Below are 25255 nucleotides of genomic sequence, written 5' to 3' on the forward strand. Positions count from 1 at the left end.
TCCGCCGGCCAGATACTCGTCAACGATGCCTTGTCTGAACTGCTCGTTGTACTTCGTCATGTAAAACACCCCAAAGGTTGGACTAGTGTCCAACTTTTGGGGTGCAGTTCACAACCGGCTGCCCTTTTCCGTTTCCGCGTCGCATCATGACCGGCAGGCGGCGTGCCGCCCGCCGACCGTCATTCGCTATCGCCGTCCTGCTCGTCGAGCGTCTGCTTCGGCGGCGGCGGGCGCTTGCCGATCACGACGTTCACGTCGAACTGCTTGCCCTTGCGTACGACGTGCACCTTGGTCGGCGTGCCCGGCTTGATCTGCGCGACGACGTTCAGCAGCTTCGTCGTGTCGGTGATGTCCTCGCTATTGACGCTCACCAGGATGTCGCCCGGCTTGATGCCGGCCTTGTCGGCCGGGCCGCCTTGCAGCACGCCCGCGACGATCGCGCCCGATTTCTGCTGGAGCCCGAACGACTCGGCGATTTCCGGCGTGACGTCCTGCGGCTCGACGCCGATCCAGCCGCGCGTGACCGAACCCGTCGTGATGATGCTTTCGAGCACCGTGCGGGCGGTCGAAACCGGAATCGCGAAACCGATGCCGAGCGAGCCGCCCGAGCGCGAGTAGATCGCCGTGTTGATGCCGAGCAGATTGCCGTTCACGTCGACCAGCGCGCCGCCGGAGTTGCCGGGGTTGATCGGCGCGTCGGTCTGGATGAAGTTCTCGAACGTATTGATGCCGAGGTGGTTGCGGCCGAGCGCGCTGATGATCCCCATCGTGACCGTCTGGCCGACGCCGAACGGGTTGCCGATCGCGAGCACGACGTCGCCGACGCGCGACTGGTCGGAGCGGCCGAGCGTGATCGTCGGCAGGTTCGTCATGTTGATCTTCAGCACCGCGAGATCGGTTTCGGGATCGCTGCCGATCACCTTCGCGGTGCCCGTTCGGCCGTCGGCGAGCGCGACTTCGATCTGGTCGGCGCCGTCGACGACGTGCTGGTTCGTTAGAATGTAACCTTCAGGGCTCACGATAACGCCCGAGCCGAGGTTGGCGGCCGGCTCGTCCTGCTGCTTGCGGGCGTTGCGGTCGCCGAAGAAGTAGCGGAACAGCGGATCCTTCGCGCGCGGGTCGGGCGGCAGCGAGCCGTCCTTGCTGGAGAACACGTTGACGACGGCCGGCATCGCCTTCTGCGCGGCTTCGGCATACGACGTGGTCGCCGGAGCGCCGCCGATGCCCGGCGCGACCTCGCGCAGCGCGACGATCGGCGTGGCGAGCTGCTTGCCGAGCTGTCCTTGCCGTTGCAGCCATTGCGGCTTGAGCGTCACGACGATGAACATCAGCGCGAGCAGTACGGTCACCGCCTGCGCAAAGAACAGCCAGAAGCGTCTAAGCATCTGAATGGATTAGAGGTTTATATGGATCGGATCGAACTCGAATTGTACTTGAACAATACCCTTGAAACCGCGCGCTTCAAGGACTATTGCCCGAACGGCCTCCAGGTCGAAGGGCGCCGCAAGATCGAGAAGATCGCCACCGGCGTGACGGCGTCGGTCGCGTTCCTCGAAGCCGCGCTCGAATGGGGGGCGGATGCCGTGCTCGTCCATCACGGCTATTTCTGGCGCAACGAGGCGCCGCAGATCACCGGCCGCAAGTATCAGCGGCTGAAGCTGCTGCTCGCGAACGACCTGAACCTGTTCGCGTTCCACCTGCCGCTCGACGCGCATCCCCAGCTCGGCAACAACGCGCAACTCGGCGAAAAGCTCGGCTTGATCGGCGAGCAGCGTTTCGGCGAAGGCGATCTTGGCTGGATGGCGACGCTGCCGATGCCCGTCACGCTCGAGCACTTCGTCGCGAAGGTCGAGCGCACGCTCGGCCGCACGCCGCTCGTGCTCGGCGATCCGGACACGCAGCTGCGCCGCATCGCGTGGTGCACGGGCGCCGCGCAGAGCTATTTCGACGCGGCGGTCGATGCCGGCGCGGACGTGTTCCTGACCGGCGAGGTGTCCGAGTCGACCACGCACGCGGCGGCGGAGAGCGGTGTCGCGTTCGTTGCGGCGGGGCACCATGCGACCGAGCGCTACGGAATCCAGGCGCTGGGGCGCCACTTGTCCGAGGAATTCGATCTCGAGCACCTTTTTATCGATATTCATAATCCGGTCTGAGCGGCGGATTTGCGGCGGTGCATCGAAATTTCTCTATGTGGCATCCGCTTAAAAGCGAAATGATTTAATCGCTCCGATAGTGGGGGATAACCCTTAACTATCAAACACTTCGAAGGGATTTTCATCTCCGGGCCTTGTAAATGGCGACTCCATTCGCGCAAACTAGCGGCGGAATGGAAAGTCGTGACGGAAAATCCAACTCAGAAGTGGGGCGTGTGATGCGAGACAAGGAAGAGAAACGCGTCGACAGCGGCCGCCGTACCTGGCTGATTGCGACATCCGTAGCAGGTGGCGTAGGAGGCGTAGCCACCGTCATACCTTTCGCGGCGTCGCTTGCGCCGTCCGCGAAAGCGAAAGCGGCCGGTGCACCGGTCGAGATCGACATCAGCGGCCTGAAACCCGGCGAAATGGTCACCGTGCCGTGGCGCGGCAAACCCGTCTGGATCCTGAACCGCACCGATTCGATGCTGGCCGACGTGGTCAAGGCCGACAAGGAAGTGGCCGATCCGACCACGAAATCCCCGTATTCGATGCCGTTGCCCACGTATTGCGCGAACGAATATCGGGCACGGGCCGATCGCAAGAACATTCTCGTCGTGATGGCCGTGTGTACGCATCTCGGCTGCACGCCTAGCCAACGCTTCACGCCGGGTCCGCAGCCGAACCTGCCGGACGACTGGCCGGGCGGTTTCCTGTGCCCGTGTCACGGTTCGACCTACGACCTCGCCGGTCGCGTGTTCAAGAACAAGCCGGCGCCTCAGAATCTCGACATCCCGCCCTACATGTTCACGTCGGCGACGACCCTCGTGATCGGCAAGGACGAGAAAGGAGAAGCGTGATGGCCGCCGACAACAAGGAAGTCTCCACGACAGGTTTCACCGGCTGGATCGACCAGCGCTTCCCGCTCACGTCCACCTGGAAGAAGCACGTATCCGAGTACTACGCGCCGAAGAACTTCAACTTCTGGTACTTCTTCGGCTCCCTCGCGCTGCTGGTGCTCGTCAACCAGATCGTCACGGGCATCTTCCTGACGATGAACTACAAGCCCGACTCGACGCTCGCGTTCGCGTCGGTCGAGTACATCATGCGCGAGGTGCCGTGGGGCTGGCTGATCCGCTACATGCACTCGACCGGTGCGTCGATGTTCTTCGTGGTCGTCTACCTGCACATGTTCCGCGGGCTGCTGTACGGGTCGTACCGCAAGCCGCGCGAGCTCGTGTGGATCTTCGGCTGCGCGATCTTCCTGTGCCTGATGGCCGAGGCGTTCTTCGGCTACCTGCTGCCGTGGGGCCAGATGTCGTTCTGGGGCGCGCAGGTGATCGTGAACCTGTTCTCGGCGATCCCGTTCGTCGGCCCGGACCTGTCGCTGTGGATTCGCGGCGACTACGTCGTGTCCGACGTCACGCTGAACCGCTTCTTCGCGTTCCACGTGATCGCGATCCCGCTCGTGCTGGTCGGCCTCGTGGTCGCGCACCTGGTCGCGCTGCACGAAGTCGGGTCGAACAACCCGGACGGCATCGAGATCAAGGCGAAGAAGGACGAAAACGGCATTCCGCTCGACGGCATCCCGTTCCACCCGTACTACTCGGTGCACGATTTCCTCGGCGTGTGCGTGTTCCTGATGGTGTTCGCGCTGATCGTGTTCTTCTCGCCGGAGATGGGCGGCTACTTCCTCGAGGCGAACAACTTCGTCCCGGCGAACCCGCTGCAGACGCCGCCGGAGATCGCGCCGGTCTGGTACTTCACCGCGTTCTACGCGATGCTGCGCGCGACCACCGACCCGTTCAAGATCGTGCTGATGATCGTGATCGCGCTGCTCGGCGTGCTCGCGCTGATCCGCGCGCGCGGCAAGTGGAAGATCGGGCTGCCGGTGCTGGCCGCCGCGATCGTCGTGTTCATGTATCTGACCGAGTCGAAGTTCTGGGGCGTCGTCGTGATGGGCTCGGCGGTGATCTCGCTGTTCTTCCTGCCGTGGCTCGACCGCAGCCCGGTGAAGTCGATCCGCTACCGGCCGCTGTTCCACAAGGTGTTCCTCGGGATCTTCGTCGCGGCGTTCCTGACCCTCGCGTTCCTCGGCACGCGGCCGCCGTCGCCCGCGGCGACGCTGATCGCGCAGTTCTGCGCGTTGATCTACTTCGCGTTCTTCCTCGGCATGCCCGTCTGGACGCCGCTTGGCACGTTCAAGCAGCCGCCGGAACGGGTGCGCTTCAAGCCCCATTAACGTGAGCGAGGAGAGAACGACATGAAGAAACTGCTTTCGACACTCGCGCTGATCGGGGCGACCGCCTGTGCGCTGCTGGCGGCGCCGGCCGTGCGGGCGGAAGGTAATTTTCCGCTCGACCGGGCGCCCGATAACACGGAAAATCTCGTTTCGCTTCAGCACGGCGCGCAATTGTTTGTAAACTATTGCCTGAACTGCCACAGCGCGAACCTGATGCGCTACAACCGTCTGACGGATCTGGGCATATCCCAGAAGGAGATCGAAACGAATCTCCTGTTCACGACCGACAAGGTCGGGAACACGATGTCCGTGGCGATGCGGTCCGACGACGCGAAGAACTGGCTCGGCACCACGCCGCCCGACCTGTCGGTCGAGGAGCGTGCGCGCGGCCGCGACTGGCTGTACACGTATCTGCGGAGCTTCTACCGCGACGATACGCGGCCGACCGGCTGGAACAACGCGGTGTTCGAGAACGTCGGCATGCCCCATGTGTTGTGGCAGCTGCAGGGGCAGCGCGTTGCCAAATTCGAAGACAAGACGGACGAGGAGACGGGCGAGAAGGCCCACGTGCTCGTCGGCTTCCAGCAGGTCACGCCGGGCACGCTGTCGTCGCCCGACTACGATGCTGCGGTGGCCGACCTCGTGGCCTATATGACATGGATGTCCGAGCCGGCCCAGCAGACCCGCAAACGCCTCGGCGTGTGGGTGCTGATCTTTCTCGGTGTCCTGACTTTCCTGGCCTGGCGGCTGAATGCCGCGTACTGGAAAGATATCAAGTAAACACGCCTGACCGGCGTGGGGCCGGCGCAAGGCGGAACCCGTGAAAGGGGTTGCGCCGCGTGCCGGCCCTCGGCTTTTTTGAGGAAACGCAAATATGATGGTTCTGTATTCCGGCACAACTTGCCCGTTCTCCCAGCGTTGCCGGCTGGTGCTGTTCGAGAAGGGCATGGACTTCGAAATCCGCGACGTCGACCTGTTCAACAAGCCGGAAGACATTTCGGTGATGAACCCGTACGGTCAGGTGCCGATCCTGGTCGAGCGCGACCTGATCCTGTACGAATCGAACATCATCAACGAGTACATCGACGAGCGCTTCCCGCATCCGCAACTGATGCCGGCCGACCCGGTGCAGCGCGCCCGTGCGCGCCTGTTCCTGCTCAACTTCGAGAAGGAACTGTTCGTCCACGTCAGCACGCTCGAGAACGAGAAGGGCAAGGCGGCGGAGAAGAATCACGAGAAGGCACGCCTCGCGATCCGCGATCGCCTGACGCAGCTCGCGCCGATCTTCGTGAAGAACAAGTACATGCTCGGCGAAGAGTTCTCGATGCTCGACGTCGCGATCGCACCGCTGCTGTGGCGCCTGGATCACTACGGCATCGAGCTGTCGAAGAACGCCGCGCCGCTGATGAAGTACGCCGAACGGATCTTCAGCCGTCCGGCCTACATCGAAGCACTGACGCCGTCCGAAAAGGTCATGCGTCGTTAATGTTGCAATGAAGGCATGACGGAGCGGGTGGCGGCGTGCCGCGCGCCCGCTCCGGGTTCGAGGATTGTGATGCAAGAGATTTCAACGAAGCCTTATCTGCTGCGCGCGTTGTACGAGTGGTGCACCGATAACGGTTACACGCCGCATATCGCGGTGAGGGTCGACAACTCGACGCGCGTGCCGCGTCAGTTCGTGCGTGACGGCGAGATCGTGCTCAACATCAGCTTCGAGGCGACGAGCCAGTTGCAGATGGGCAACGAGTGGATCGAGTTCACGGCCCGGTTCTCCGGGAAGGCGCACAAGATCGAGATTCCGGTGGCCAACGTGCTCGCGATCTACGCGCGCGAGAACGGGCAGGGCATGGCGTTCCAGGTCGATGCGGTTGCGGGCGAGGGGGCGGATTCGGGTGCGTTCGACGATGATGCCGCGCCGGCCGATGACGCGCAGCGCGACGAGTCCGTATCGCCGTTGGCGCCCGTCGCCGACAGCGGCGCGAACGAGGAGCCGTCCGAAGGCGCCGACGAACCGCCGAAAACCGACGGCGACGGCTCGAAAGGCGGCAGCAGACCTCGCCTCAAGATCGTGAAATGAGGTAGAATCTCGCGCTTACGCCGGCTTAGCTCATCTGGTAGAGCAGTTGATTTGTAATCATCAGGTGGCGGGTTCGAGTCCTGCAGCCGGCACCAATAAAATCAAGGGGTTACGTGAATTTCACGTAACCCCTTGTGCTTTCTGGGCGTTGAAAAGTACATTTTCGGTACAGTCAGCTCTCAGAACAGGCACATGGCGACCATCGTCAAGACACCTTCCGGCACGTGGAAGGCAGTCATCCGCAAGATCGGTTGGCCGACTACGGCCAAGACCTTCCGCACCAAACGCGACGCTGAGGATTGGGCGCGCCGGACCGAAGATGAGATGGTTCGGGGTGTCTATCTGTCGCGTGCGCCGTCCGAAAAGCTCACAGTGACGGCCGCGCTGAAGCGGTACATGAAAGAGGTGTCGGCCACCAAGAAGGCGACCACGCAGCGCAGCGAGAGCTTTTCCGCGAAGCACCTCGATGCGTTTTTCGGGAAGTACTCGATGGCGGCCGTCAGTGCCGAGCTCGTTGCCAAGTATCGCGATGAACGCCTCGCGGCCGGCAAATCAAACAACACGGTTCGTCTCGAGCTGGCGATGCTCGGGCATCTCTTCCGGATGGCGATTCAGGAGTGGGGGATTGGGCTGACGTTCAATCCCGTCGCCAACGTTCGCAAGCCGAGCCCCGGTGCCGGCCGGGACCGGCGATTGAGCCGTGACGAACAGCAACGCCTTTTCGCGACGGCCGACGCCCACAGCAACCCGATGCTCGGTTGGATCGTGCGGCTTGCCGTCGAAACCGGTATGCGATCGTCCGAGATCACGGGCTTGTGTCGCTCGCAAGTAGATCTGGATCGACGGGTTGTGACTCTCAGGGATACAAAGAACGGTTCCAGTCGTATGGTCCCGCTGACGCGTGAGGCCGCCGAAGTCCTCCGCGCAGCCCTGGACAATCCGATACGGCCTATTGACACCGATCTTGTGTTCTTCGGCGAGCCAGGGCGTGACGGAAAGCGTAAGCCGTATGTGTTCCAGAAGCTCTGGGCCGGCATCGTTCGCGACCTCGGGATGGCCGACCTGCATTTTCACGATCTACGACATGAGGCAGTCAGTCGGCTTGTAGAAGCAGGCTTGAGCGATCAGGAAGTAGCGTCGATCAGCGGGCACAAGTCAATGCAAATGCTCAAGCGTTACACGCATCTGCGAGCTGAGGATCTGGTGCAGAGGCTCGATAGTCTTCGGCGCGCTTGATTGCATTGAGGTGATTTGCTTCGTTTCGCTCCAAAAACTGCAGTCGCCCATATCGAGTGCGTGTACACGTATCCTTTTGAAAAATTGAATGCGTGTACACGCTCTGGTTACAAAAAGATACGAAATTGATGAGGATATTATCACTGAATCAGTTTCCTGTTCATAATGTATTGATTTAAAGGGATTTTGGGCGTTGCATACAAAAATATGGGACTAAGTTTTGCATCATTAGTGTGGTGTTGTGAGGAATCTGGTTAATCCGTAATCTTCCGTTGAAGACAAAAACATGGAGTTATTCAAGTGACTTCAACGGAAGAAAACATCATCGAGCGTTACGGAGCATTGCTGACTCTTCCTCAAGTGGCGGAGCTATTACATCGCAGTCCTGAGGGACTTCGGGTGACGCTCACGCGAGACAACGATGTGTCTCGAAAACTGCTGCCGGCACGGATCAAGATCGGTCGGCGTGTCCTGTTTAAGACGGCTGCTGTTGCACACCTCTTTGCGGAATAAGGTATGCAAGGGCGCATTGACACGACCTTTATCACCGTCCAGCAAGACCTTTACAGATCGGGCCTTGCTCGGAAACTTGGGTCGGACGCGTTGAACGTGTTGAACGCAATTAAGTCGCATGCCGACTTCAACACCGGGAGGGGCCATCCAGGTGTTCGCCGCCTCATGGCGGTCACGGGTTTGGCATCTGCCACTGTACAAAAGGCGTTGGCACGCCTCGAGGCAGAAAATTTGCTGAAGAAAGTGGGGAAGCTCAGGCAGTCGACTATCTACGTTGCACGTGAGCGCTTCGATGTGGTGTCGGAAAAAGGGACGTGTTCGATCGTCGTCGACTATGTACCCAAGAGTCTTTCCAAGTGGCTTGCACGGATCAAGGCAGCGCTGGAAACCGGCGAGCATGATTCGGACGCATTCGCTCATGTCGAAATCATTCCCGGTGCGGGACTTACGTGGGACTCGAAGACTGGGGAGTTGCGTGCGGCAACCCGTGTTGCCGTTACCCCTCAGGCAGCCGGGCCACCATCTGACAAGCCGCTTTCGCCACTAGCCGCACGCGTTGCGGAGATAGGGGCAAATGCAATGCGAGGCCCGGACAACGCAGCAAGCGGCCCGCCAAGGTGCACCAACACCAAGACGGGCCTGACCACAACCCACCTTCCAAGAGGTGAATCATGGCTAGAACTGAGTGTACCTGCAACTCACAGCAACACGAAGCGGCTAACGTCGCTCGTCTGAGAGGCTTGCTGCACAACATCTCCAGAACACAGGAAGCATTCCAGCTTCTCATCAACTTGAGCAGTTTCGTTGATCCGAGCGATCAAGAAGCGTATTTCACGATGCTTGATCTGCTGTCCCATTCGCTGAAGGACGGCGTGAAGACCTGCATGGTTAATCTGCGCTAGAAGCAAGTTGGCGAAAAAATCTCGAGTCAGAGAATATTTAAGTAGAACTGCTAACGTTAAAACGTTGTGAAGTTATAAAGTTACGACGTCACAACGCTACAACATCACGACGTTAAAACGTTACACGGAGGATGTGAATATGAAGAAGTGCCTCTACGTCCTGGTTGCCTGCGTTTTGGCCGCCTGTGGGCAGGAATATCACACCAAGGCTTGGTATATCCAGCATGACGCGGAGCGAGCCAGTAGATTCAAGGCATGCGAGAACGATCCCGCCCAATACCTGCGGCAAGGTTCAGACTGCCTGAACGCGAAAGAAGCAAACGCGATGGTTACTTTCTACGGCAAGGAAGCGGCGCTTAAAGCAGCCCGCGAGCAATAAGGAGCGAACCATGGCCTTCGATGCGGTAACGCAGATATTCGACTACATGGATGCCGTGACGCTCCAGATCGTCGCCGAAAACGTTAGCCGGATGATTGCATGGGTCACGCCGCTCGCGGCGCTTGGCCTGACCATTATGCTCATCATAGATGGCGTGGCGACGATGCTGCGGCCGAGCGGCGTACCGCTCACGCACCTCGTGGAGAAGTTCCTCAAGTATTACGCGATTGTGGGGATCGCCGGCGCCGGTGGCCTGTATGAAACAACGCTGGCCAGTACGGCCATCCACTTGCCCGATGAACTGGCGTCCAAGCTGCTGATACACGGGGGCCTGGGTGCGAGTAACAGTGCCATAGCAAGCCTGATCGATGGCGCGATCGACCACAGTCTGACCGTCATGCGCACGGTCTTCGCGAATTCGAGCCTACTGACGAGCACCGGGATTGGGGCTTTCATTCTGGGCATTGTGCTCGTGCTTTCCACTCTACTGATCTGCGGCGTGGGCGCTGTCTCGATACTGATTGCGAAATTCCTGCTCGCGCTGTCAGTTTGCTTCGGCCCATTCTTCATCTTCATGTTGCTGGCCCCGCCGCTCGCCAATCTCTTCGGGAACTGGCTCGGTTCGGTCTTGAACTACGTCATCCTCATAGCGATAACGGCGATGAGCTTCGGTGTTTTCATGCACTTCTACGACAGCGCCATCTCGGCCGCGGCCAAGCCGAACCCGGACGCGGCCATCATTGGCCCGATCATCACGGCCGGCCTTGTCACCGTTATGGCACTCGGTTTGTTGAAGGTCTTGCCCGATCTCGCGGCGCGATGGACGAGTGGCGTCAAGACAAATTTCGATCGTTTCCTGCCGCAGCCAAGCTCGTCTCCCGCGGCCTCCAGCGGAGGTGGGGGGAGCTCGTCCGGGGGTAACAACGGGGGCAGTGCAGGGGCGGGCAGCGGATCGAATTCCGGGGCAGGGAGCGCCGGCGGCAACTCATCGAGTAGCAGCGGATACAGCTACGCTCGAGGGTCGCAGGGCAGTGCAAGCGCGGGCAGCGGCTCGATTTCCGGGACCGGTAGCACCGGGGGCAGCTCGTCTAGTGGAGGCGGATACAGCTACGCTCAAGGATCGCAAGGCTCACAAAACAGGGGGACGTAACGATGACCGAGGTATCGGCTGACGCACTTCGAACGGTTGTGATTGCAGGCATGGCTGTTGTGGCCGCGACGGTAATTTTTAGATTCGTGGTCCCGTTCATCGGGAGCAGACGGCGTGGAGAAACCATCGCCGACCACGTCACTCGAGTCGAAAGCGAGCAACGGGAGAAGCGGCTGTTCCAGTCCAATCTGAACACGTCGCCGCGGGAAGCCTTATCGATAAGGCTGGTGAATATTGCGATCGCCCTCACTGTGATGTGGCTGCTGTCGCGCTTCCCAACCAGCTATCTTGTTGTGTACTTCGTCCTGTACGTCGCCGTTGGAATGGGTTTTTGCTGGTGGGCCAAGGTGATCCCGGATGAGAAATTCAACGGCCTGAACTGGAATAGCCGGCTCCAACTGCGCCTCTTCTACGTCTGGCTGTGGCCGATAAACGTTGCCCGCTCGCTCATGCGTTGACTGCACAACGCCGCTTCCGGGCGGCGATTAGTCTCTGATGCGCGGTAGTGCAAGCTGTTTCCGACGCTCAATATTATTCGATCTGTCGTTCGTTCACGTACCGGAAGGACGCCGGCGACGACGACAAAAATCCTGTCCGAGGTGTGCGAAGCTTCGCCAGCTTTACGTGTCACTCCCGCCTTTTCCGATCGATTTCTTGGTTGGCCTCGACTGCCTTTTAGCTCGTCTTTCACGATCCGGTAGTACCGCCGTGAACCAGAAAGCGAACGCGAGACCGACGATCAAGATGCCGCATGAGATTAAGTTTGAGACCGTTCCGTCGTTCATTTTCCCTCCAAATATCAAGCGCTTTGCGGCAACCGTGCGGCTATCCATTCGGCTAACGGCACCCCATCGCTTGCGAGACGAGGAACTGGCGTCAATGACTCGGGAACCTTCAAGTGCTGCACATCGTGTCCGGTTCTGGACCATTCCCCCCGCAGAAAGTCCGCGAGTTTATCCACCTGAGCCTTGATGGAATCGAAGCCGGGAGCCTTGTACATCAGGCGCAAAACCTTAGCGGCCGCGTCGTCCGGTCGGCGGGCTCGAACGGCGATGCGTATCTGATAACGCCACTGCCGCTTTGCTTCCTGCGACATGCACCACGTATAGTGAAATCCACCGCCTTTACTCTTCGATCGGGGGAGTTTGAGTAGTTCATAGCCTTCGACACGTAATCGGCTGCCCTTCCCAAACGCCTCTTTCAGCACTTCGAGTTTGTGTGCGGCGTGCTCGCCTTCCGTGACCAGTAGCCACCAGTGTAGGCCGTTCTGGTCGCCTAGATCAGCGAGAATGAACCGTGCATTACCTTGGCCTTTTGCGCGTCGATATGCGAGCTGATTGCGATTAAGGGAAATCAGATAGCGTTCGGAGAATTTTTCACAGAGAGCGTGTACACGCTCTGTTTTGACGACGCCCGATGTATAGCTGCTATAGCCCTGAATGACTGCATCCATGAGGCGCTGCATGAGCGCCGCACGGTCCGTGATTACGACCATGCTCATGTCCTCTCCGTCAATTGATTCAGCAGCAAGTCCAAGCCTTACTGGGTGAGGCTTTCGGGGTTTTTTAGCCTCTCTACATTCTGGGCTAATTATAAGAGATTCCGCGCGAGGAAATACGCGAGAAATGATGCGCTACCAATAGAGGCGGGTTAGGAACAAGAAAAAGCGGATGTGCTACATTCGCCGCAGATTTCCTGTGAGGATTCTGCATGAGTTCTGCATTCATTCGCGAAGGCGACACGACCAGCCATGGTGGTCGTGTGCTCGCCTGCACGTCGACCAATATCGTTTTCGGTAAGCCGCTCGCGCTCGAGGGCGACATGGTGTCGTGTCCGAAGTGTGGCGGCGTCTATCCTATTGTTGGCGTCCGAGTGCGCAGCATGACATTCGGCGGCCGAGCCGTAGCGACAGACGGCGACAAGACAGCCTGCGGCGCGACGCTAATCGCGTCACAAGGCATGGCGACGGTGGAGCCGACGTCTGGCGCAGGCGGGTCGGTCGGCGCAGGCAAAAGCGTTGTCTCGCAGACCGTCGCGCAAGACGACGGCGCATATCGCGGGCGCTTCCAACTCGTCGACGACCAGTCGCGCGAACCCCTCGCGAATCACCCATACACCGTTACGTCTGCCGACGGCCAAACGATCCGAGGCACAACGGATGCGAGCGGCCATACCGACTGGCTGAGCAGCCACCAGGCGTCGTCGCTGACCTTCGAACATGTCCCGGCGAGCGATCAATGACGAATTCGGCATCGGGCAACATGGGGGCCGGCCAGGGGAAAACCACGCAGGTCGGGATGACCAAGGGCAACTTATCCTCGGAAGACCGCGCGGTGCTCTGCGACGCTCTATGTCGCTGCAAATCGATAGGCGTCTACAGCCGTGATGCGAAGATCCTCCGCCAATCGTGCGTCGCACAGCGATTGCGAGCAAAGAACCTCGCCTCGAAGGTATTGACCGGCGAAACGACGCCGTACCTGCCGGAAGTCTCGTACGACATGCGGAATGAGCCCCCGACGCCCATCATGCGCGCATCGGACCCGTCAACCCCGCATCCGTGGCTTCCGGCGTGGATTCAGAAATACTGGCCGGGCGGCATGGATGCATACAAGCAAGAGGACAAAACCTGGTTCCGACGGCCCGACGTCGTGATCGTGAACGATCCGTCCAAGCCTCCTGTACAGTCGAACATTAGGAAGGTGGTGGAAATGAAGTTCCCGCCCGACGAGTTTTCGAAGACGCAGGAGGCCGCGTACATGGACATCGCCGGCGACGAATCGAAATACTCCGGCATCACGCCGGATGATTGCGGTTGCGGTGACGCCGATGAGCAATCTCAGCGATCGACTGCAAAGCAGACTCAAACGGACCTTGAGAGCATCCTTGGCGGCGGCTCCAATGCACGCTCGGGCAGTCTGTTCCCGCCGCTCATCCCCCCGGCGCTGCCGCCGACTCCGTTTCCCTTTTAAGCATCATGCCAATGACGAAGGACGAACTGATCGCGTGGGCCAACGACCCGAACCGAGCGGGCACGCTTCCGTTCGGCGCATTCGAGCCGAAGCACCAGCGGGCGATCGTAGGCGCGGCCCTCGCCGTGCGTGCCGTTATCTACTTCAAGGGCGGCCACACGCCGGCCAAACGCAAGGCGCTTAGCGCCTGCTTCCAGCGGTACAACGATGCGCTGCTGACTTATCAGCGCGCGGCCGAAAAGGCCGCCGGCCGCGACCCGTCCAAAGGCTCTCCGCTGCGATGGCTGTACCAAGATGGCAAGCAGCCGGTTGAGTTCGAAAAGGGGCCTTCGTTCGCTTCCTTGGCGACGAGCATCCCGGCTGATGCTCCGTTCGTACTGGCCCTCTCTAACGCGGGGGACAAACAAGAGGCCGGCACGATGGAATTTTCGACTTTCTGTCTCGAGGACTGGCAGGCGTCGATGAACCGAGGCATCGACGTTGCGACGTTCTCTGTCCCGCAAGCCTTCCTGACGCTCTGTCCGGACGTGTTCCAAGCGCTCTTCGCGCAAGCCGTCGACGAGCTTGACGTGGTGCACGGGCACGCGGGATATGCCGCGAACCTGTCGCTGTTGCAGCGGGCCCCGAATGAGGCGTCGGAATATTTTTGGGCGCGGAAATTCGGCCCCGGTCTGGACGTCGGCGACCCGATGCGTCGGAACCTCCGCCGGCTCACCGATCACATCAAGACGGTGGACTGGTTGACGGCAATCAATGCCGATCTCGTGCGGGAATTGGGGGGCGTAGACAAACTGGGCCTGCCACCGGACTGGTTCCGCAAGCAGCGCTACGACGACGGCGGCCTGATCATTCAGGCCGGCGTTGCGCCGCAGACGGGTATTGCTGGCGAGCCAGGCCATCCTCCTGAGCCCCCGCCTGCGTATGTGCTGCTGAACAGCGCTCTGCGTCCGATCATTGCTGATGCGCTCGGCACGTTACAAACCGGCACGGCGACTAGCACCGCTCCCCTGCTGAACACGCAGGTTGCGACCGAGGCTTGGCTTCGTCGGCTTGATGTCGAGCCGGACCGTATCAACGCATATTGGGTCGAACTGCACAAGACACCCAAACTCCCGGCAGCCGGGACGTAGCGGTGACTAGCATCGGCCATCTGCTAGAACGCTGATGCCCCTTTGGTGCGAGGTCCACCCGCGCCCGCCCGTGGATGGCTGCGCTGCCCACACCGCGAGGGTGTGGACAGTCCCGGCCTTCGCGGCCGGGATACCGCACCCGCCCACCGGCTCCCCGCGATGGGGCCCTTCGGGCCTGACGCGCCGCTGCGCGGCTTGCCCAAGTGAGATAAAAAGACCTCAATCCAACGCTACGGCGCGCGTTCGCCAAAAATCGGTGCGGTGAGCCGCTGAAGGTGCAGGGGTTGGTTGCGCTTGGGCGATGCGTCGGATCGGCACTGAGGGCCGGATTTCAAGCCGCAGGCCCATCCAATCTCAGGTCGCCCATTTTTGTAGACAAATATGCCTAGGTGGACCCCGGGCCGATCGGCCGGTGGCCCTCACAGGGGCCGGGTTGAGCAATCGGGACGGCTGTAGGACGGCCCGAGCGCGATCTATCCCGGTCTTAGCCGGTGGCGGGGCTTGCCCCGTCAGCGGCTTAGACCAAGGCTCCACGGGCCCGGGGGAACAATTGGGTGCTGAGGGGGCATCAAGGCGCGTAATACGATGAATTCTGGTTTTCGGGACGCTTGCGGGGCAAAAATTGGACCTCAAAAGACAACGGCTGTCGGTTGAAAGACAGTAAATGTCCAATTTTTGTCTTTGCGCTGGCTATGAGCCCTATTGGGGCACGCACACCGCCCGGTGGGGTTATCGCTGATCCGCCCGCGCGGGTTGCTCGTCGGTTTCGGCGCATTGTGCGCGGCAGGCTCCGTTCGAGGAAGTATCAACAGCCCGCGCGGTATTGTTCTCAATCGTTAACTTCGTTCTGTATCACGAGGCGATACAGAACTAGGGTGTATCACGCGATGACACAGAACTAGCCTGTATCACCGCGTGATACACCGCCTATTTTTTGAGCAGCGCTGCACTGGACTCAATCGGGTGAAGTGAGTCTAAGTGCGGCGGGGGCAGGAAAGGCTCGCATTGGAAAGCGCCATATGGGGCCTGTATCAGAGTGTTATCGGTACGTGGACCGTAATGCTATGATGATTTTGGGGAAAACAAAGTTATTCGGAAGCATGGGGGCGCGATACGGCAGACGTGCCAAGGAGCGGCTGACAGGAAATCGCGAGAGCTGTTGTTGGACCAACGTGGGGAACGTTGCAGGTAGTGAGGGCTCACCACGCTATAAACTAGTGCGCCTATAAAAGACCGGAAATCAAAATTAAGAGGGAAGCGATGAGACTAGAATCTGTTTCAATCAGAAATTTCCGCTGTTATCGCGAGGAGGTCACGGTGCCTATCGGTGACCTGACAACCTTTGTCGGGAAAAACGATATCGGGAAATCATCAATTCTTGAGGCATTGGAAATCTTCTTCAATAACGACACAGTCAAGATTGAGCAGGGCGATGCTAATATTTACAGCGGTGATGGTCAAGTTTCGATTGCTTGTGAATTCTCCGATCTTCCTCCGGCGCTGAGTCTTGATGCGGGAGCCGAAACTAGTCTCGCGGCGGAATATCTGCTTTCTGATAAAGGCACGCTAAAAATCAAAAAAGTTTTCGATTGCAGTAAGAAAACCCCGTCTGCGGAAGTTTTCATCTTGGCGAATCATCCAACTGCTCTCGGCGTGTCGGACCTTCTGGAGCAAAAGGAAAAGGATCTGCAAAAACTCATCAAAGAGCAAAAGATCGATGTTGCGCTTAAGGGAAATCCGGGCATGCGGCAGGCACTTTGGGCTGCAGCAAAGGATTTAGAGCTGAAAGAAGTCGAACTTTCTGTTACTAAACCAAAAGAAGATAGCAAGCGGATTTGGGACCAGCTTGAGAGTTACCTTCCGATGTTTGCGTTGTTTCAGAGCGACCGGAGCAGCAGGGATTCTGATGGAGAAGTGCAAAACCCGATGAAGGCGGCGGTGGCTGCTGCCATTGCGGAGGTACAGGATGACATCGGCCGAATTCAAGAAAAGGTAAGAGAAAAGGCCGAATTAATCGCGAAAAATACCCATGAGGCTCTGAAAACAATTGACCCCAGTTTGGCTAAAGAGTTGACGCCGCAATTTTTGCCGCCGACTGCAGCCAAGTGGACGGGGTTGTTTTCGGTGGGATTGGACACGGACGACGGTATTCCCCTGAACAAGCGTGGCAGCGGAGTCCGTCGCCTTGTTCTGGTCAGCTTTTTCAAGGCGGAAGCGGAGCGACGCCTGAAAACCGGCGCGAGTCGGAGCATCATTTACGCAATCGAGGAGCCAGAAACCGCCCAGCATCCGAACAATCAGCGTGTTCTAATCGAGTCGTTTAAGGCATTGTCTTCGGAGTTCGGGTGTCAGGTATTGCTCACGACGCACAGTCCCGGTTTTGCGTCGGATTTGCCTACCGCAAGTATTAGATTCGTGACGCGTGATGAAAAGCGCAATCCTGTGGTGCAGGAGGGGGCTGACGTCTTTGGGCAGGTGGCCGAAACGCTTGGCGTAGTGCCCGATAGCCGAGTCAAGGTTCTTCTCTGTGTTGAAGGGCCAACCGATGTGGTCGCGCTCAAATCTCTTAGTCGGGCGCTTCATGCGGCCGATGAGACTGTGCCAGATCTGGCCAGTGACGAGCGCGTTGCCTTCGTATTGCTCGGCGGGTCAACGCTCAAGCACTGGGTCGCAGAGCACTACCTGCGCTCGCTCAATCGTCCCGAAGTCCACATTTATGACCGAGATGTTCCCCAGTATGCGCAATCGGTTGCTGAGGTGAACCTGCGGACGGACGGTTCATGGGCGACGCAGACGATGAAGTATGAGATCGAATGCTATCTGCATGCAGATGCTATTAGAGATGCCTTCGGCGTCGACGTCATCGTCGTTGACGAGCCCGGAGCAGACGGAAAGGCTGTTCCAAAACTATTCGCCGAAGCCTATTCCGCACAGCAGAAATTTGACGGTGTGATGAAAGATGGGGCGGCAAAGTTGCGCCTTGCCGATAGGGCGTTTCCGCTGATGACAGCGGAACGTCTGGTTGCGCGCGATCCTGCTGGCGAGGTGCAAGGTTGGTTCCGCCGGATCGGTGAGATGTTGTAAGCGGTCGTCGTGGTGTGCCGGGGGGGAGTGTGGTATCCCTTCCGGTCGGGAGGACGGGACAATCCGTCCCCTTGCCGTATAGGCGACTCCCACCAACAGGGGATTGCGAGGGGGCCGAGCCGGAGGCCACATCGGGCAGCGCGATGGTGCTGTGGATTGCTGTTCGTAACGCGAGTCAGAGTCCTGTCCGCGCGAAGTTGCAGCGATCGGTTAGCCGTCGTGTCCAGTGTCTGATCAGGCCGCAGCAGCCTGTTCAAATACGATAAGATTGCGGGATGGAACAACGTATAGCCGCTATCGCACCCGCTGCCGAGTCAACGCAGCATGAACAGGATCCCGTGGTGCAGGTGCATCACGGCGACGCGTTCGATCTGTTCGAGACCCTTCCCAAGGCTTCTGTTGACTTGATCATCACATCCCCGCCGTACTGGGGGCATCGCGACTATGGCCTGTCTCATAACTGGGACTACTTCAACGATATTCCCACAGTTCGGAAGATTGGTGCCGTCAGCCCAGGCTACCACTGGTATAGAAGCCGAGGTGGTCTGCTGGGCTTGGAACCGTACCCTGAGTGGTTCGTGCAGCACTTGGCCGAAATTCTGGACAAGGCTAGATCCGGGTTGAAGGGTAGCGGCTCGATGTGGGTAAATATCGGCGACACCTATTTCGCGCGGTGGGCCAGCATTCGCGAGCAGGGTCGTCAAGGCTTAGGTTCCGAGGAGCGACATCGACGCAAGACTCCGTTGGGCGGTTTCCGTCAGGAGAAGAATCTACTTCTCATTCCGGCCCGCTTCGCGATTGCTATGCAGGAGAGGGGGTGGATTCTTCGCAACGACGTGATCTGGCATAAGCCAAATGCAGTACCTCGCCCAGAAGGTGATCGACTGCGGTCTGTGCATGAACACTTTTTCCACTTTGTGAAGAAGCCAACTTCCGGCCGACCAGCTTACTACTACGATATTGCTCAAGCTGAGCCTCGTGCTGGCGACGTAGTTACAGTGAACGTTGCGCCGGGCGAGGGGGGGCATAGTGCGACTTTTCCTCATGATCTGATCGAACCACGGATCCTGACATCTTGCCCACCCGGCGGTGTCGTGTTGGATCCATTCTCGGGTACCGGCCGAGCACTCGAAGTAGCGCTGAAGCATGGTCGAAAAGCCGTTGGTTTCGACGCTCAAAGCGTCTTCGTCAAACTTCAACAAAAAAAACTCAATGGCAAAAAACAAGCCGCGCGGAAACTACGTCAGTGAATGGTTCGGACAGCGTATATATCCCGATGTCCGGTTGGACATCGGGGGAGTAACTGGTGTTGGCGCGAACAAGTGCCCATTTCTCAGCGATGTTCTTCATCATCCAGCCAACTGCGTTAAAAACGAAAACAGCAAAGGCGTTTGTACAATCAGTAGTTCAAGCAACGGAGCTCGTCAAGATTGGCTTGTCTGTCCGTACCGGGTCATTAGCTCATCGATAGTTTCACGCGGCTGTCAGCTGATATTTAATCTTCCGCATGCCGTCGAACCGATTCCTGTATCTATTCTCGGCGACGCCGCGGAACTCGACAGGCTTACAGATGAAATCCGCGCAAATGGAGCGGGTTATGTCTTCTTCCAAGACAAACTCGGCGGCGAAGTTTCTGTGATTGGAACGAACCGATCACCAGAGCTTTCGTTTGACGTCACCATTGTCGAAATTTGTCCGACCGAAAACGGAGGCTTTGACGTCTCGCGCTATGGTGTTCTCGAAATTCAAACGATGGACTACCATGGGTCGTACAAGCACGCGGTTTCCAATCTCCGCGATGGCCTTAGGCTCCATCCGGAATCTTTTGCTGACGCGCTGAGGAGTAATCTGGAGCACTGGTCAGGTGAAAATGTTGAGGGCCCCAACATAGCCAACGTGTTCAAGCGGACGTTCTATCAGATGCTGCTTAAGTTCCGCTTGGCCGGTGATGGATCAGCTGCTGCGGGTACAGTGCTAGCGATTCCCGAGTCCGTATGGGACAGCTGGCAACCATTTTTGGGAGCGCCAGAGCTAGAGGACGAGTCTCCCGGCATAAAGCGACTGCGAGTTAATCCTGGTGCGCCGGATGAGCCTAAGCTGAACGCCTATATCTGTGTCTTCGATCTAGACGCAAAGAAACCGCAGTCGATTTCACCGGTAGTGATCCGGCACTTCATTCGTGTGTCGCCAGAAAGAATGACTCATCATGCATTCACTGAGGTTCCGATGCATATGCTTCAATCGATTCAGGGAGAGCAGTCGGTGATATCTACCATCCGGACGCGGCTTGGTAAGTGGTGGCCTGCGTTCAAAACGACAGGGACGGGGAGACGTCGGCGTCCTTCATCGGGCGGGGTGAGAAAATGAGGAGCGGACGATGGTAGGGGGCGACTGTCCCGCCATGCGTCCGGTGCAATAGTGGTACACGGACAAGTTTTTCTAGAAATCGCTCAGTTACGCTAAGTTGCTGAATACAAAGTACTTTGTATTGCGCTGCGTTACGGCTACTTTTCCTTGTATATCAATAACTTATTGATTTGCAAGGAAATTTGTAATCATCAGGTGGCGGGTTCGAGTCCTGCAGCCGGCACCATATCTGACAAGGGGTTACGCGATGTTTGCGTAGCCCCTTCGCGTTTCCAATACCCCCCTCACGTTTCCAATGCGCGTCAGCGAGACGGTTTAACCGGCCGTGCGCCTCGCACGTAACGCGCCGTCATGCCCGGTCCACTGTGACCCGCCAAGCGCTGTCCGGCCTCCAATCCTTCGTCGATCGTCTTGTGCGTCACGCCGCGCGCGCGGAGATCGCGGAACTGAAACTTCGCCTTGTCGATACCGGCCCGCTCGCGTGCCTTGTCGAAGCGCGACCGCAGCTTGCCCTTGGTGAGCGGATAGCCTTCCTCGTCGCGCAGCAGATAGGGAGAGACGTCGACCTTCGAACCACGCCAGGCCAGCAAGCGTTCGATCAGTGCCGCGAGATCGCCTGTGATTTGTACCGTAACGAATGCGCCCGTCTTCTGCGTGCGGAAGATGAGGTTGCCGCGCACGATGTTGGAGCGCTGCACGCGCAGGACGTCCGAAGGGCGTTGTGCGCAGAGATCGGCCAGTTCCATCGCGTTGCGTAGCGGCTGGTCGGCCACCGTGTAGACGGCTGCATATAGCTCGTCATCGATGAGGATGGCCTGGCGCCCTGTCTCTTTCTTGCCGCGCACGCCGGCGCACGGGTTCGCGATCGTCATCATGCCCCACAGCCGCCCGCAGTTCAGGACCAGCGACAGCACGGCCTTCGTGCGGTTCGCTGTCACGACGCCGCGTTTCTCTGCCGTCGCGCGCCAGATCGTGGCGACGTCGGCCGGCGTGAGCGTGTCGAGCTCGCGATCGCCGATGACGCCAGCGAGCCTGGAGAGGAACAGGTCGTACATGCGTTGCGTCGCCGCAGACTTCTGCGGCAGCTCGCGTGTGCGGTAGGCCTGCTCGAGCAAGGCGAACGTGTGCCGCGTCGTTTCCGACGACGGCGCACGCGCACCTTCTAACTCGGCCCAACGTTGGAGTGCGACGACGCGATCAGTGCCGAGCGGCTCAAGAATGCGCCGCCCGTCCACCTCGCCGTGATCGTAGTAGTAGCGCAGCGAGCCGTCCGCGTTCTTGCGCGAACGGAAGCGCGGAATTGCACCTGGAGTTTGTGCTTTGCCAGCCATCACACTGCGCCGAGATTCAGCGCCGTGAGACCGGCGGCCTGCGGTGCACGCACTTGTTTAGATTCGACGATTCCCATTTGCTTGTCGTGGTAAGCGCGTGCGACCAACACGCGGCCGTGCACGTCGACGACGTGCGGCCAACCCTGTCGAGCGAGCCACAGGATTTGGCGCGCGCGTTGCGGCGTGCCGGTCAGTTCGCGCAGTTCTTGTCGGCCGAGATACGCGCCGGTGCCGCGCTGCGAGCCGCGACGTGAATATTCTTGCATGGTGATTTTCAACGCGTAAAGAGGGGACACGCAGAACAACTAGTGGACTCGTGGCTAACGCGAATTTCGACGGTAAGTCGTTGATTCGTAATGGTTGTGTATGCCACTAGTTGCCATGAAAAACCCGTGGCACCCCCTTCCAACTCATGGCCTAAAAAATAGGCAGCGTCCGCGACTCGTGGCAAAACGCGCGCGACTCGTGGCATGGCTTTTCGGTCAATTTCCGCCCCTTCTACGTATTCTTTCTTCTTCTTTTTCAATGAATTAGAGAGAAGAGAAAAAGGGACGGCGGCGGCCGGCGCAAAAACCGGACTAGTGGCAAAAACGGCCCGACTAGTGGCAAATACGGGGCGACACGTGGCGGCACTCTTTTCAACAATCAAAGACTTACGAGCGGACATCCCCGAAAACCACGATTCGCGTGCGTTGCCTGCCCGTTCCCTGTGGAAAAACCGGTCCGGGCGCCCCCTCTCCCTCAAGGCTCGCGTAGTTGCCCGGCCGTTTCGACTCGCGGGGGGTACGGGGGGAAGCGGACAGTACGGCGGCCGCGTGACGACGTGCGCCGATTGCTGCGTGCATCGACGCACGCACCGGAAACCCGAGTACAGGGCCGCTACGCGGCCGGAAAGAGTGACGGAAGGGGTACGGCCGCACGGCGGCCGCATTGGCTGTGAGCGGATCATGCGCGGCCCCGCTGCTCGGTCGCATCGGTCGCGAGGTCTTCGCGAATCGATACGTGCAGCCCAAAGCCGGCAAGGCGGTCGAGCGAAATCGGCGTCAGGTACGGCACGCGTCGGGTGTAGATGCGCCGCTCGACTTCCTTCTCACCGACCACGACGCCGGCGTGCTTGAGCTGCGCCTTGAACACGCGATCGGATTTCACCGGCAGGCCGTTCCATTTGTCGCGCAGTGCGCTCGTGTGGGCGATGTGGTCCATCACGTGGCCGGTGCGCAGCAGCAGGCAGAACTCGCCGTCGACGGTATCGAACGTGAACGGGTGCTTGTAGTTGCCGCCGTCGATCTCCGAGAGCACGGTTTCCATGATCCAGACCCACGGCTCGCGATCGGCGCTCGTCTCGGCAACGTGACCGTTCATTTCGGTGAGCAGGTCGCGCGGGAAGTCCCCTTCGCTCGGGTCCATGCCGGCGAACTCGCACAGGTAGCGCCAGGCGAGCGCGACGGCCGCATAGTTGCCGGCCATCCGCTTCGCGCCGTCGTCCTCGCCGCTCGCGCGGCAGTTGGCCAGCGCCTTGTCGCGCAGCGTCGCGTACTGGTCGGACACGGCGCGCTTGTCCAGGCCGGCGAGGAATTCGAGCCACTGCCGCACCGGGAAGCGCGGCAGGTCGTCGGGCATCAGCGGGCCGCGCTTGCCGGTCAGCGTCGTGCGCACGAGCTTGCCGAGCAGGCTGCGCACAGGCACGTCTTCGCCGGCCAGCATCACGGGCGCGCACAACAGGTATTCCGTCATGTCGGTGCCGCGACGTGTCACGGTGTACTGGTAGTTCTCCTGCAGCAGGCCGACGGCCTTGTCGATCACGTCCTGCCGGCGCGCGGACAGCTCTTCCCATCCGACCGGATGGCTCGTGTGGCTGATGCTGGTCAGCAGGCGGAACTCGGTCTGCAGCGACTGCCCGGAAAACATCGTGAACGCGAGCGAGCGCTCGAGGCGCTTGATGAGCGTCGACTTGCCGGCGCCCTTGTTCGCCTGGATCGTGATGTGCGGCCAGAAGCCGAGCAAGGCCTTCAGGTGGCCGCCGAGCGCCCACACGAGCGGAATCGTCGCGGCGTTCTGCTTGAACGTAGCCTGGTATGCCGCGATGACGCGGCGCGCGTCGCTGGCCGGGCCGCTCGGGAAAGAGAGGTTGTGATACGGGCACTGCTTGTCGGCTTCGGTGAAGTAGCAGTCCGGTCCCTCGTTGACGATCAGACGGCCATCGCGCCAGGCGAGCCCGACGAAGTTCGCCGCCTGACGCGCGCCGAGGTCGGCGCCGCGCTCAAGGATGTTGACCATGCGCTTGAACGGCGCCGGCGACCAGATCGGGCCGAACTTGCCCCACTGGTCGACGTTGTGCAGTTGGTCGTCGAGCATGACGCGGCGCACGAGCTGCGCGCCGTGGCGCGGCGCCTGGACCGACACGGCGAAATAGACGGTGGGCGCCTGGTCGGCGTCGCCCGTCATCGTCGACGTAGCGCTTGCGACGGACACGCGGCTGATGCCGGCAATGCGGAAGCCGCACAGGTCCGTCATGACGGGCGTCTCGACGCCGCTTTCCTCGTTCTTGTCCATCTTCGTGATGTAGCTCGTGAAGTCCGGCCGGACACGGAAACGCCAGTACTGCGCGAAGTCGTGCGACGGCAGGAAGATGCGCGGCCGGCCGCGACGCGTGGTGTCGCCGGCGAGGCCGGCGATGAGCCACGGCTCGAGCTGGTCGAGTGCGCGCTGCAGATCGGCCGGGCCGCGCAGTTGTAGGTAGTCGTTCACGTCGTTGATCGGCTTGACGGCCTTCTCGCCGTCCGCGAGGTCGGCGAACCAATTCGCCTGGTCGACGAGCACGGCGCTGATGTTCAGCGCCGTGAGCCGTTCATAGAGCGCCCAGGCAGCTTCCGGCCCAGGCCGGCGGCCGGCGCGCGGGTGGCCGTCCGCGAACGGCTCGTCGTTGTCCAGGCAGATCACGACCTGCTTGCCACGCAGGAACGTGAAGTCGATGCCGTCGACGTTCGCCAGGCCGCGCAGCGCGAGCGCAGCGGCGCCAGGCACCGAGCAGGTGTCGATCGACAGCGCGTTGATCGCGCTTTCCACGATGAACACACGCTTCGCCTTGTCGAGCCGGCGAGGATCGGCGGTCCAGCCGTAGCCGGCTTTGTCGCCCTGGGTCTGCGTCTTGACTCCGCCGTTCAGCGCCGGATCGACATAGCGCATGTCGACGGCGACGACGCGGCCGTCGCCCGGTGCGCGCACGATGAACGCGGCTGCCGGGCCGGCGTGACCCACTTCGCCGGCCGCGACCTTCGAGCTGGTCCACGTGTTGAAGCCGAGCGAGCGCGCGGCGATCGCCGCGTCGATCGCGCCGGCGGAAATGCCACGGCCGACGAGGTAATCGCGCACCTGGTCGCGCTCGGCGAAGCACCGATCGGCGATGTACTCGACGGTCGTTTTCTCGCGGCGCTCGGCCGGCGCCTGGCGGTCGAGCGGGATGCCGTACGCGTCGTGCAGGTAGCGCACCGCGTCGGCGACCGTGCCGCCGCGCGTGTGAATGACCAGGTCGATACACGAGCCGCCGACGTCGGCGCTATGGTCGCGCCAGCCGGTGCCGTGCTTCGGGTGGTTCACGTAGATCGACAGGGACGGGCTCTTGTCGTCGTGCTGCGGCGAGTGGTACAGCGCGCGGTCACCGCCGCGACCGCGCTTCAAGCCGAGGCGATCGGCGAGGTCGTGCAGGTCGATGCGTTGTTTCAGTTCGTCAATCGAGGCCATCG

General features: G+C 60.1%; 24 protein-coding genes and 1 tRNA gene. 20 read left to right on the forward strand and 5 right to left on the reverse strand.

Going from position 1 to position 25255, the window contains the following annotated elements; all coding sequences use genetic code 11:
- Positions 1-179: 179 nt before the first annotated feature.
- The gene (locus tag HWX55_RS26925; protein WP_175977923.1) at positions 180-1385 is read right to left on the reverse strand and encodes a Do family serine endopeptidase; all 1206 of its coding nucleotides are present in this window, start codon (positions 1383-1385) and stop codon (positions 180-182) included.
- Between the two features lie 21 nt (positions 1386-1406).
- Between HWX55_RS26925 and HWX55_RS26930 the strand changes: the two genes are divergently transcribed.
- The 14 genes from HWX55_RS26930 to HWX55_RS26995 all read left to right on the forward strand — a co-directional run bounded on the left by HWX55_RS26930 (position 1407) and on the right by HWX55_RS26995 (position 11089).
- Positions 1407-2153 (forward strand): Nif3-like dinuclear metal center hexameric protein, encoded by a 747-nt coding sequence (locus HWX55_RS26930; RefSeq protein ID WP_175977924.1) that lies wholly within the window; start codon positions 1407-1409, stop codon positions 2151-2153.
- Between the two features lie 218 nt (positions 2154-2371).
- On the forward strand, positions 2372-2992 hold the full coding sequence (gene petA, locus HWX55_RS26935; RefSeq protein ID WP_175977925.1) for a ubiquinol-cytochrome c reductase iron-sulfur subunit: 621 nt from the start codon (positions 2372-2374) through the stop codon (positions 2990-2992).
- Positions 2992-4374 carry a cytochrome bc complex cytochrome b subunit gene (locus HWX55_RS26940; RefSeq protein ID WP_175977926.1) on the forward strand — a complete coding sequence of 461 codons (1383 nt, stop codon included), beginning with the start codon at positions 2992-2994 and terminating at the stop codon, positions 4372-4374. The genes petA and HWX55_RS26940 overlap by 1 nt, the downstream gene beginning before the upstream one ends.
- A gap of 21 nt (positions 4375-4395) precedes the next feature.
- Positions 4396-5154, forward strand: coding sequence for a cytochrome c1 (locus HWX55_RS26945; protein ID WP_050013114.1), 759 nt, complete (start codon positions 4396-4398; stop codon positions 5152-5154).
- 94 nt (positions 5155-5248) lie between these two features.
- Positions 5249-5860, forward strand: a complete 612-nt coding sequence (locus tag HWX55_RS26950; protein ID WP_006400565.1) for a glutathione S-transferase N-terminal domain-containing protein — start codon at positions 5249-5251, stop codon at positions 5858-5860.
- Positions 5861-5929: 69 nt separating this feature from the next.
- A complete protein-coding gene (locus tag HWX55_RS26955; RefSeq protein ID WP_124557212.1) occupies positions 5930-6451 on the forward strand; it encodes a ClpXP protease specificity-enhancing factor in 522 nt (173 codons plus the stop codon).
- A gap of 19 nt (positions 6452-6470) precedes the next feature.
- Positions 6471-6546 (forward strand) — tRNA-Thr (locus HWX55_RS26960).
- Between the two features lie 97 nt (positions 6547-6643).
- On the forward strand, positions 6644-7687 hold the full coding sequence (locus HWX55_RS26965) for a site-specific integrase (RefSeq protein ID WP_175977927.1): 1044 nt from the start codon (positions 6644-6646) through the stop codon (positions 7685-7687).
- Between the two features lie 300 nt (positions 7688-7987).
- Entirely contained in the window at positions 7988-8200 is a 213-nt protein-coding gene (locus HWX55_RS26970; RefSeq protein WP_038761028.1) for a hypothetical protein, read from the forward strand.
- 3 nt (positions 8201-8203) lie between these two features.
- Positions 8204-8935 (forward strand): DNA-binding protein, encoded by a 732-nt coding sequence (locus HWX55_RS26975; RefSeq protein ID WP_175977928.1) that lies wholly within the window; start codon positions 8204-8206, stop codon positions 8933-8935.
- Between the two features lie 5 nt (positions 8936-8940).
- A complete protein-coding gene (locus HWX55_RS26980; RefSeq protein ID WP_154302346.1) occupies positions 8941-9102 on the forward strand; it encodes a hypothetical protein in 162 nt (53 codons plus the stop codon).
- A 139-nt stretch (positions 9103-9241) separates the two neighbouring features.
- Complete coding sequence (locus HWX55_RS26985) at positions 9242-9481, forward strand: EexN family lipoprotein (protein WP_175977929.1); 240 nt, start codon at positions 9242-9244, stop codon at positions 9479-9481.
- 10 nt (positions 9482-9491) lie between these two features.
- Complete coding sequence (locus HWX55_RS26990) at positions 9492-10631, forward strand: type IV secretion system protein (protein WP_175977930.1); 1140 nt, start codon at positions 9492-9494, stop codon at positions 10629-10631.
- A 2-nt stretch (positions 10632-10633) separates the two neighbouring features.
- Complete coding sequence (locus HWX55_RS26995; RefSeq protein ID WP_175977931.1) at positions 10634-11089, forward strand: hypothetical protein; 456 nt, start codon at positions 10634-10636, stop codon at positions 11087-11089.
- Positions 11090-11430: 341 nt separating this feature from the next.
- On the opposite strand, the gene HWX55_RS27000 is transcribed toward HWX55_RS26995, so the two are convergent.
- Complete coding sequence (locus tag HWX55_RS27000; protein ID WP_175977932.1) at positions 11431-12132, reverse strand: hypothetical protein; 702 nt, start codon at positions 12130-12132, stop codon at positions 11431-11433.
- 209 nt (positions 12133-12341) lie between these two features.
- On the opposite strand from HWX55_RS27000, the gene HWX55_RS27005 reads away from it, so the two are divergent.
- From HWX55_RS27005 to HWX55_RS27030, 6 genes are all read left to right on the forward strand, one after another.
- Positions 12342-12872: a PAAR domain-containing protein gene (locus HWX55_RS27005; RefSeq protein ID WP_126285110.1), complete on the forward strand. Its 531-nt coding sequence runs from the start codon at positions 12342-12344 to the stop codon at positions 12870-12872.
- Complete coding sequence (locus tag HWX55_RS27010; RefSeq protein ID WP_175977933.1) at positions 12869-13600, forward strand: VRR-NUC domain-containing protein; 732 nt, start codon at positions 12869-12871, stop codon at positions 13598-13600. The genes HWX55_RS27005 and HWX55_RS27010 overlap by 4 nt, the downstream gene beginning before the upstream one ends.
- An 11-nt stretch (positions 13601-13611) precedes the next feature.
- Positions 13612-14730, forward strand: coding sequence for a DUF3396 domain-containing protein (locus HWX55_RS27015; RefSeq protein ID WP_175977934.1), 1119 nt, complete (start codon positions 13612-13614; stop codon positions 14728-14730).
- Positions 14731-15990: 1260 nt separating this feature from the next.
- Positions 15991-17814 (forward strand): ATP-binding protein, encoded by a 1824-nt coding sequence (locus HWX55_RS27020; protein WP_175977935.1) that lies wholly within the window; start codon positions 15991-15993, stop codon positions 17812-17814.
- 275 nt (positions 17815-18089) lie between these two features.
- Positions 18090-19064: a site-specific DNA-methyltransferase gene (locus tag HWX55_RS27025; RefSeq protein ID WP_089430520.1), complete on the forward strand. Its 975-nt coding sequence runs from the start codon at positions 18090-18092 to the stop codon at positions 19062-19064.
- On the forward strand, positions 19027-20181 hold the full coding sequence (locus HWX55_RS27030; RefSeq protein WP_175977936.1) for a hypothetical protein: 1155 nt from the start codon (positions 19027-19029) through the stop codon (positions 20179-20181). Before HWX55_RS27025 ends, HWX55_RS27030 begins: the two co-directional genes overlap by 38 nt.
- A gap of 302 nt (positions 20182-20483) precedes the next feature.
- Here the strand turns inward: HWX55_RS27030 and HWX55_RS27035 are convergent, their stop codons facing one another.
- The 3 genes from HWX55_RS27035 to HWX55_RS27045 all read right to left on the reverse strand — a co-directional run bounded on the left by HWX55_RS27035 (position 20484) and on the right by HWX55_RS27045 (position 25253).
- A complete protein-coding gene (locus tag HWX55_RS27035) occupies positions 20484-21512 on the reverse strand; it encodes a tyrosine-type recombinase/integrase (protein ID WP_175977937.1) in 1029 nt (342 codons plus the stop codon).
- The gene (locus HWX55_RS27040; protein ID WP_244140650.1) at positions 21512-21808 is read right to left on the reverse strand and encodes a DUF4224 domain-containing protein; all 297 of its coding nucleotides are present in this window, start codon (positions 21806-21808) and stop codon (positions 21512-21514) included. The genes HWX55_RS27035 and HWX55_RS27040 overlap by 1 nt, the downstream gene beginning before the upstream one ends.
- Positions 21809-22457: 649 nt before the next feature.
- A complete protein-coding gene (locus HWX55_RS27045) occupies positions 22458-25253 on the reverse strand; it encodes a toprim domain-containing protein (RefSeq protein ID WP_175977938.1) in 2796 nt (931 codons plus the stop codon).
- Between the last annotated feature and the right edge of the window lie 2 nt (positions 25254-25255).

It is taken from the genome of Burkholderia sp. BCC1047 (genome assembly GCF_902833155.1).
In the GTDB taxonomy this organism is placed as follows: Bacteria; Pseudomonadota; Gammaproteobacteria; order Burkholderiales; family Burkholderiaceae; genus Burkholderia; species Burkholderia sola.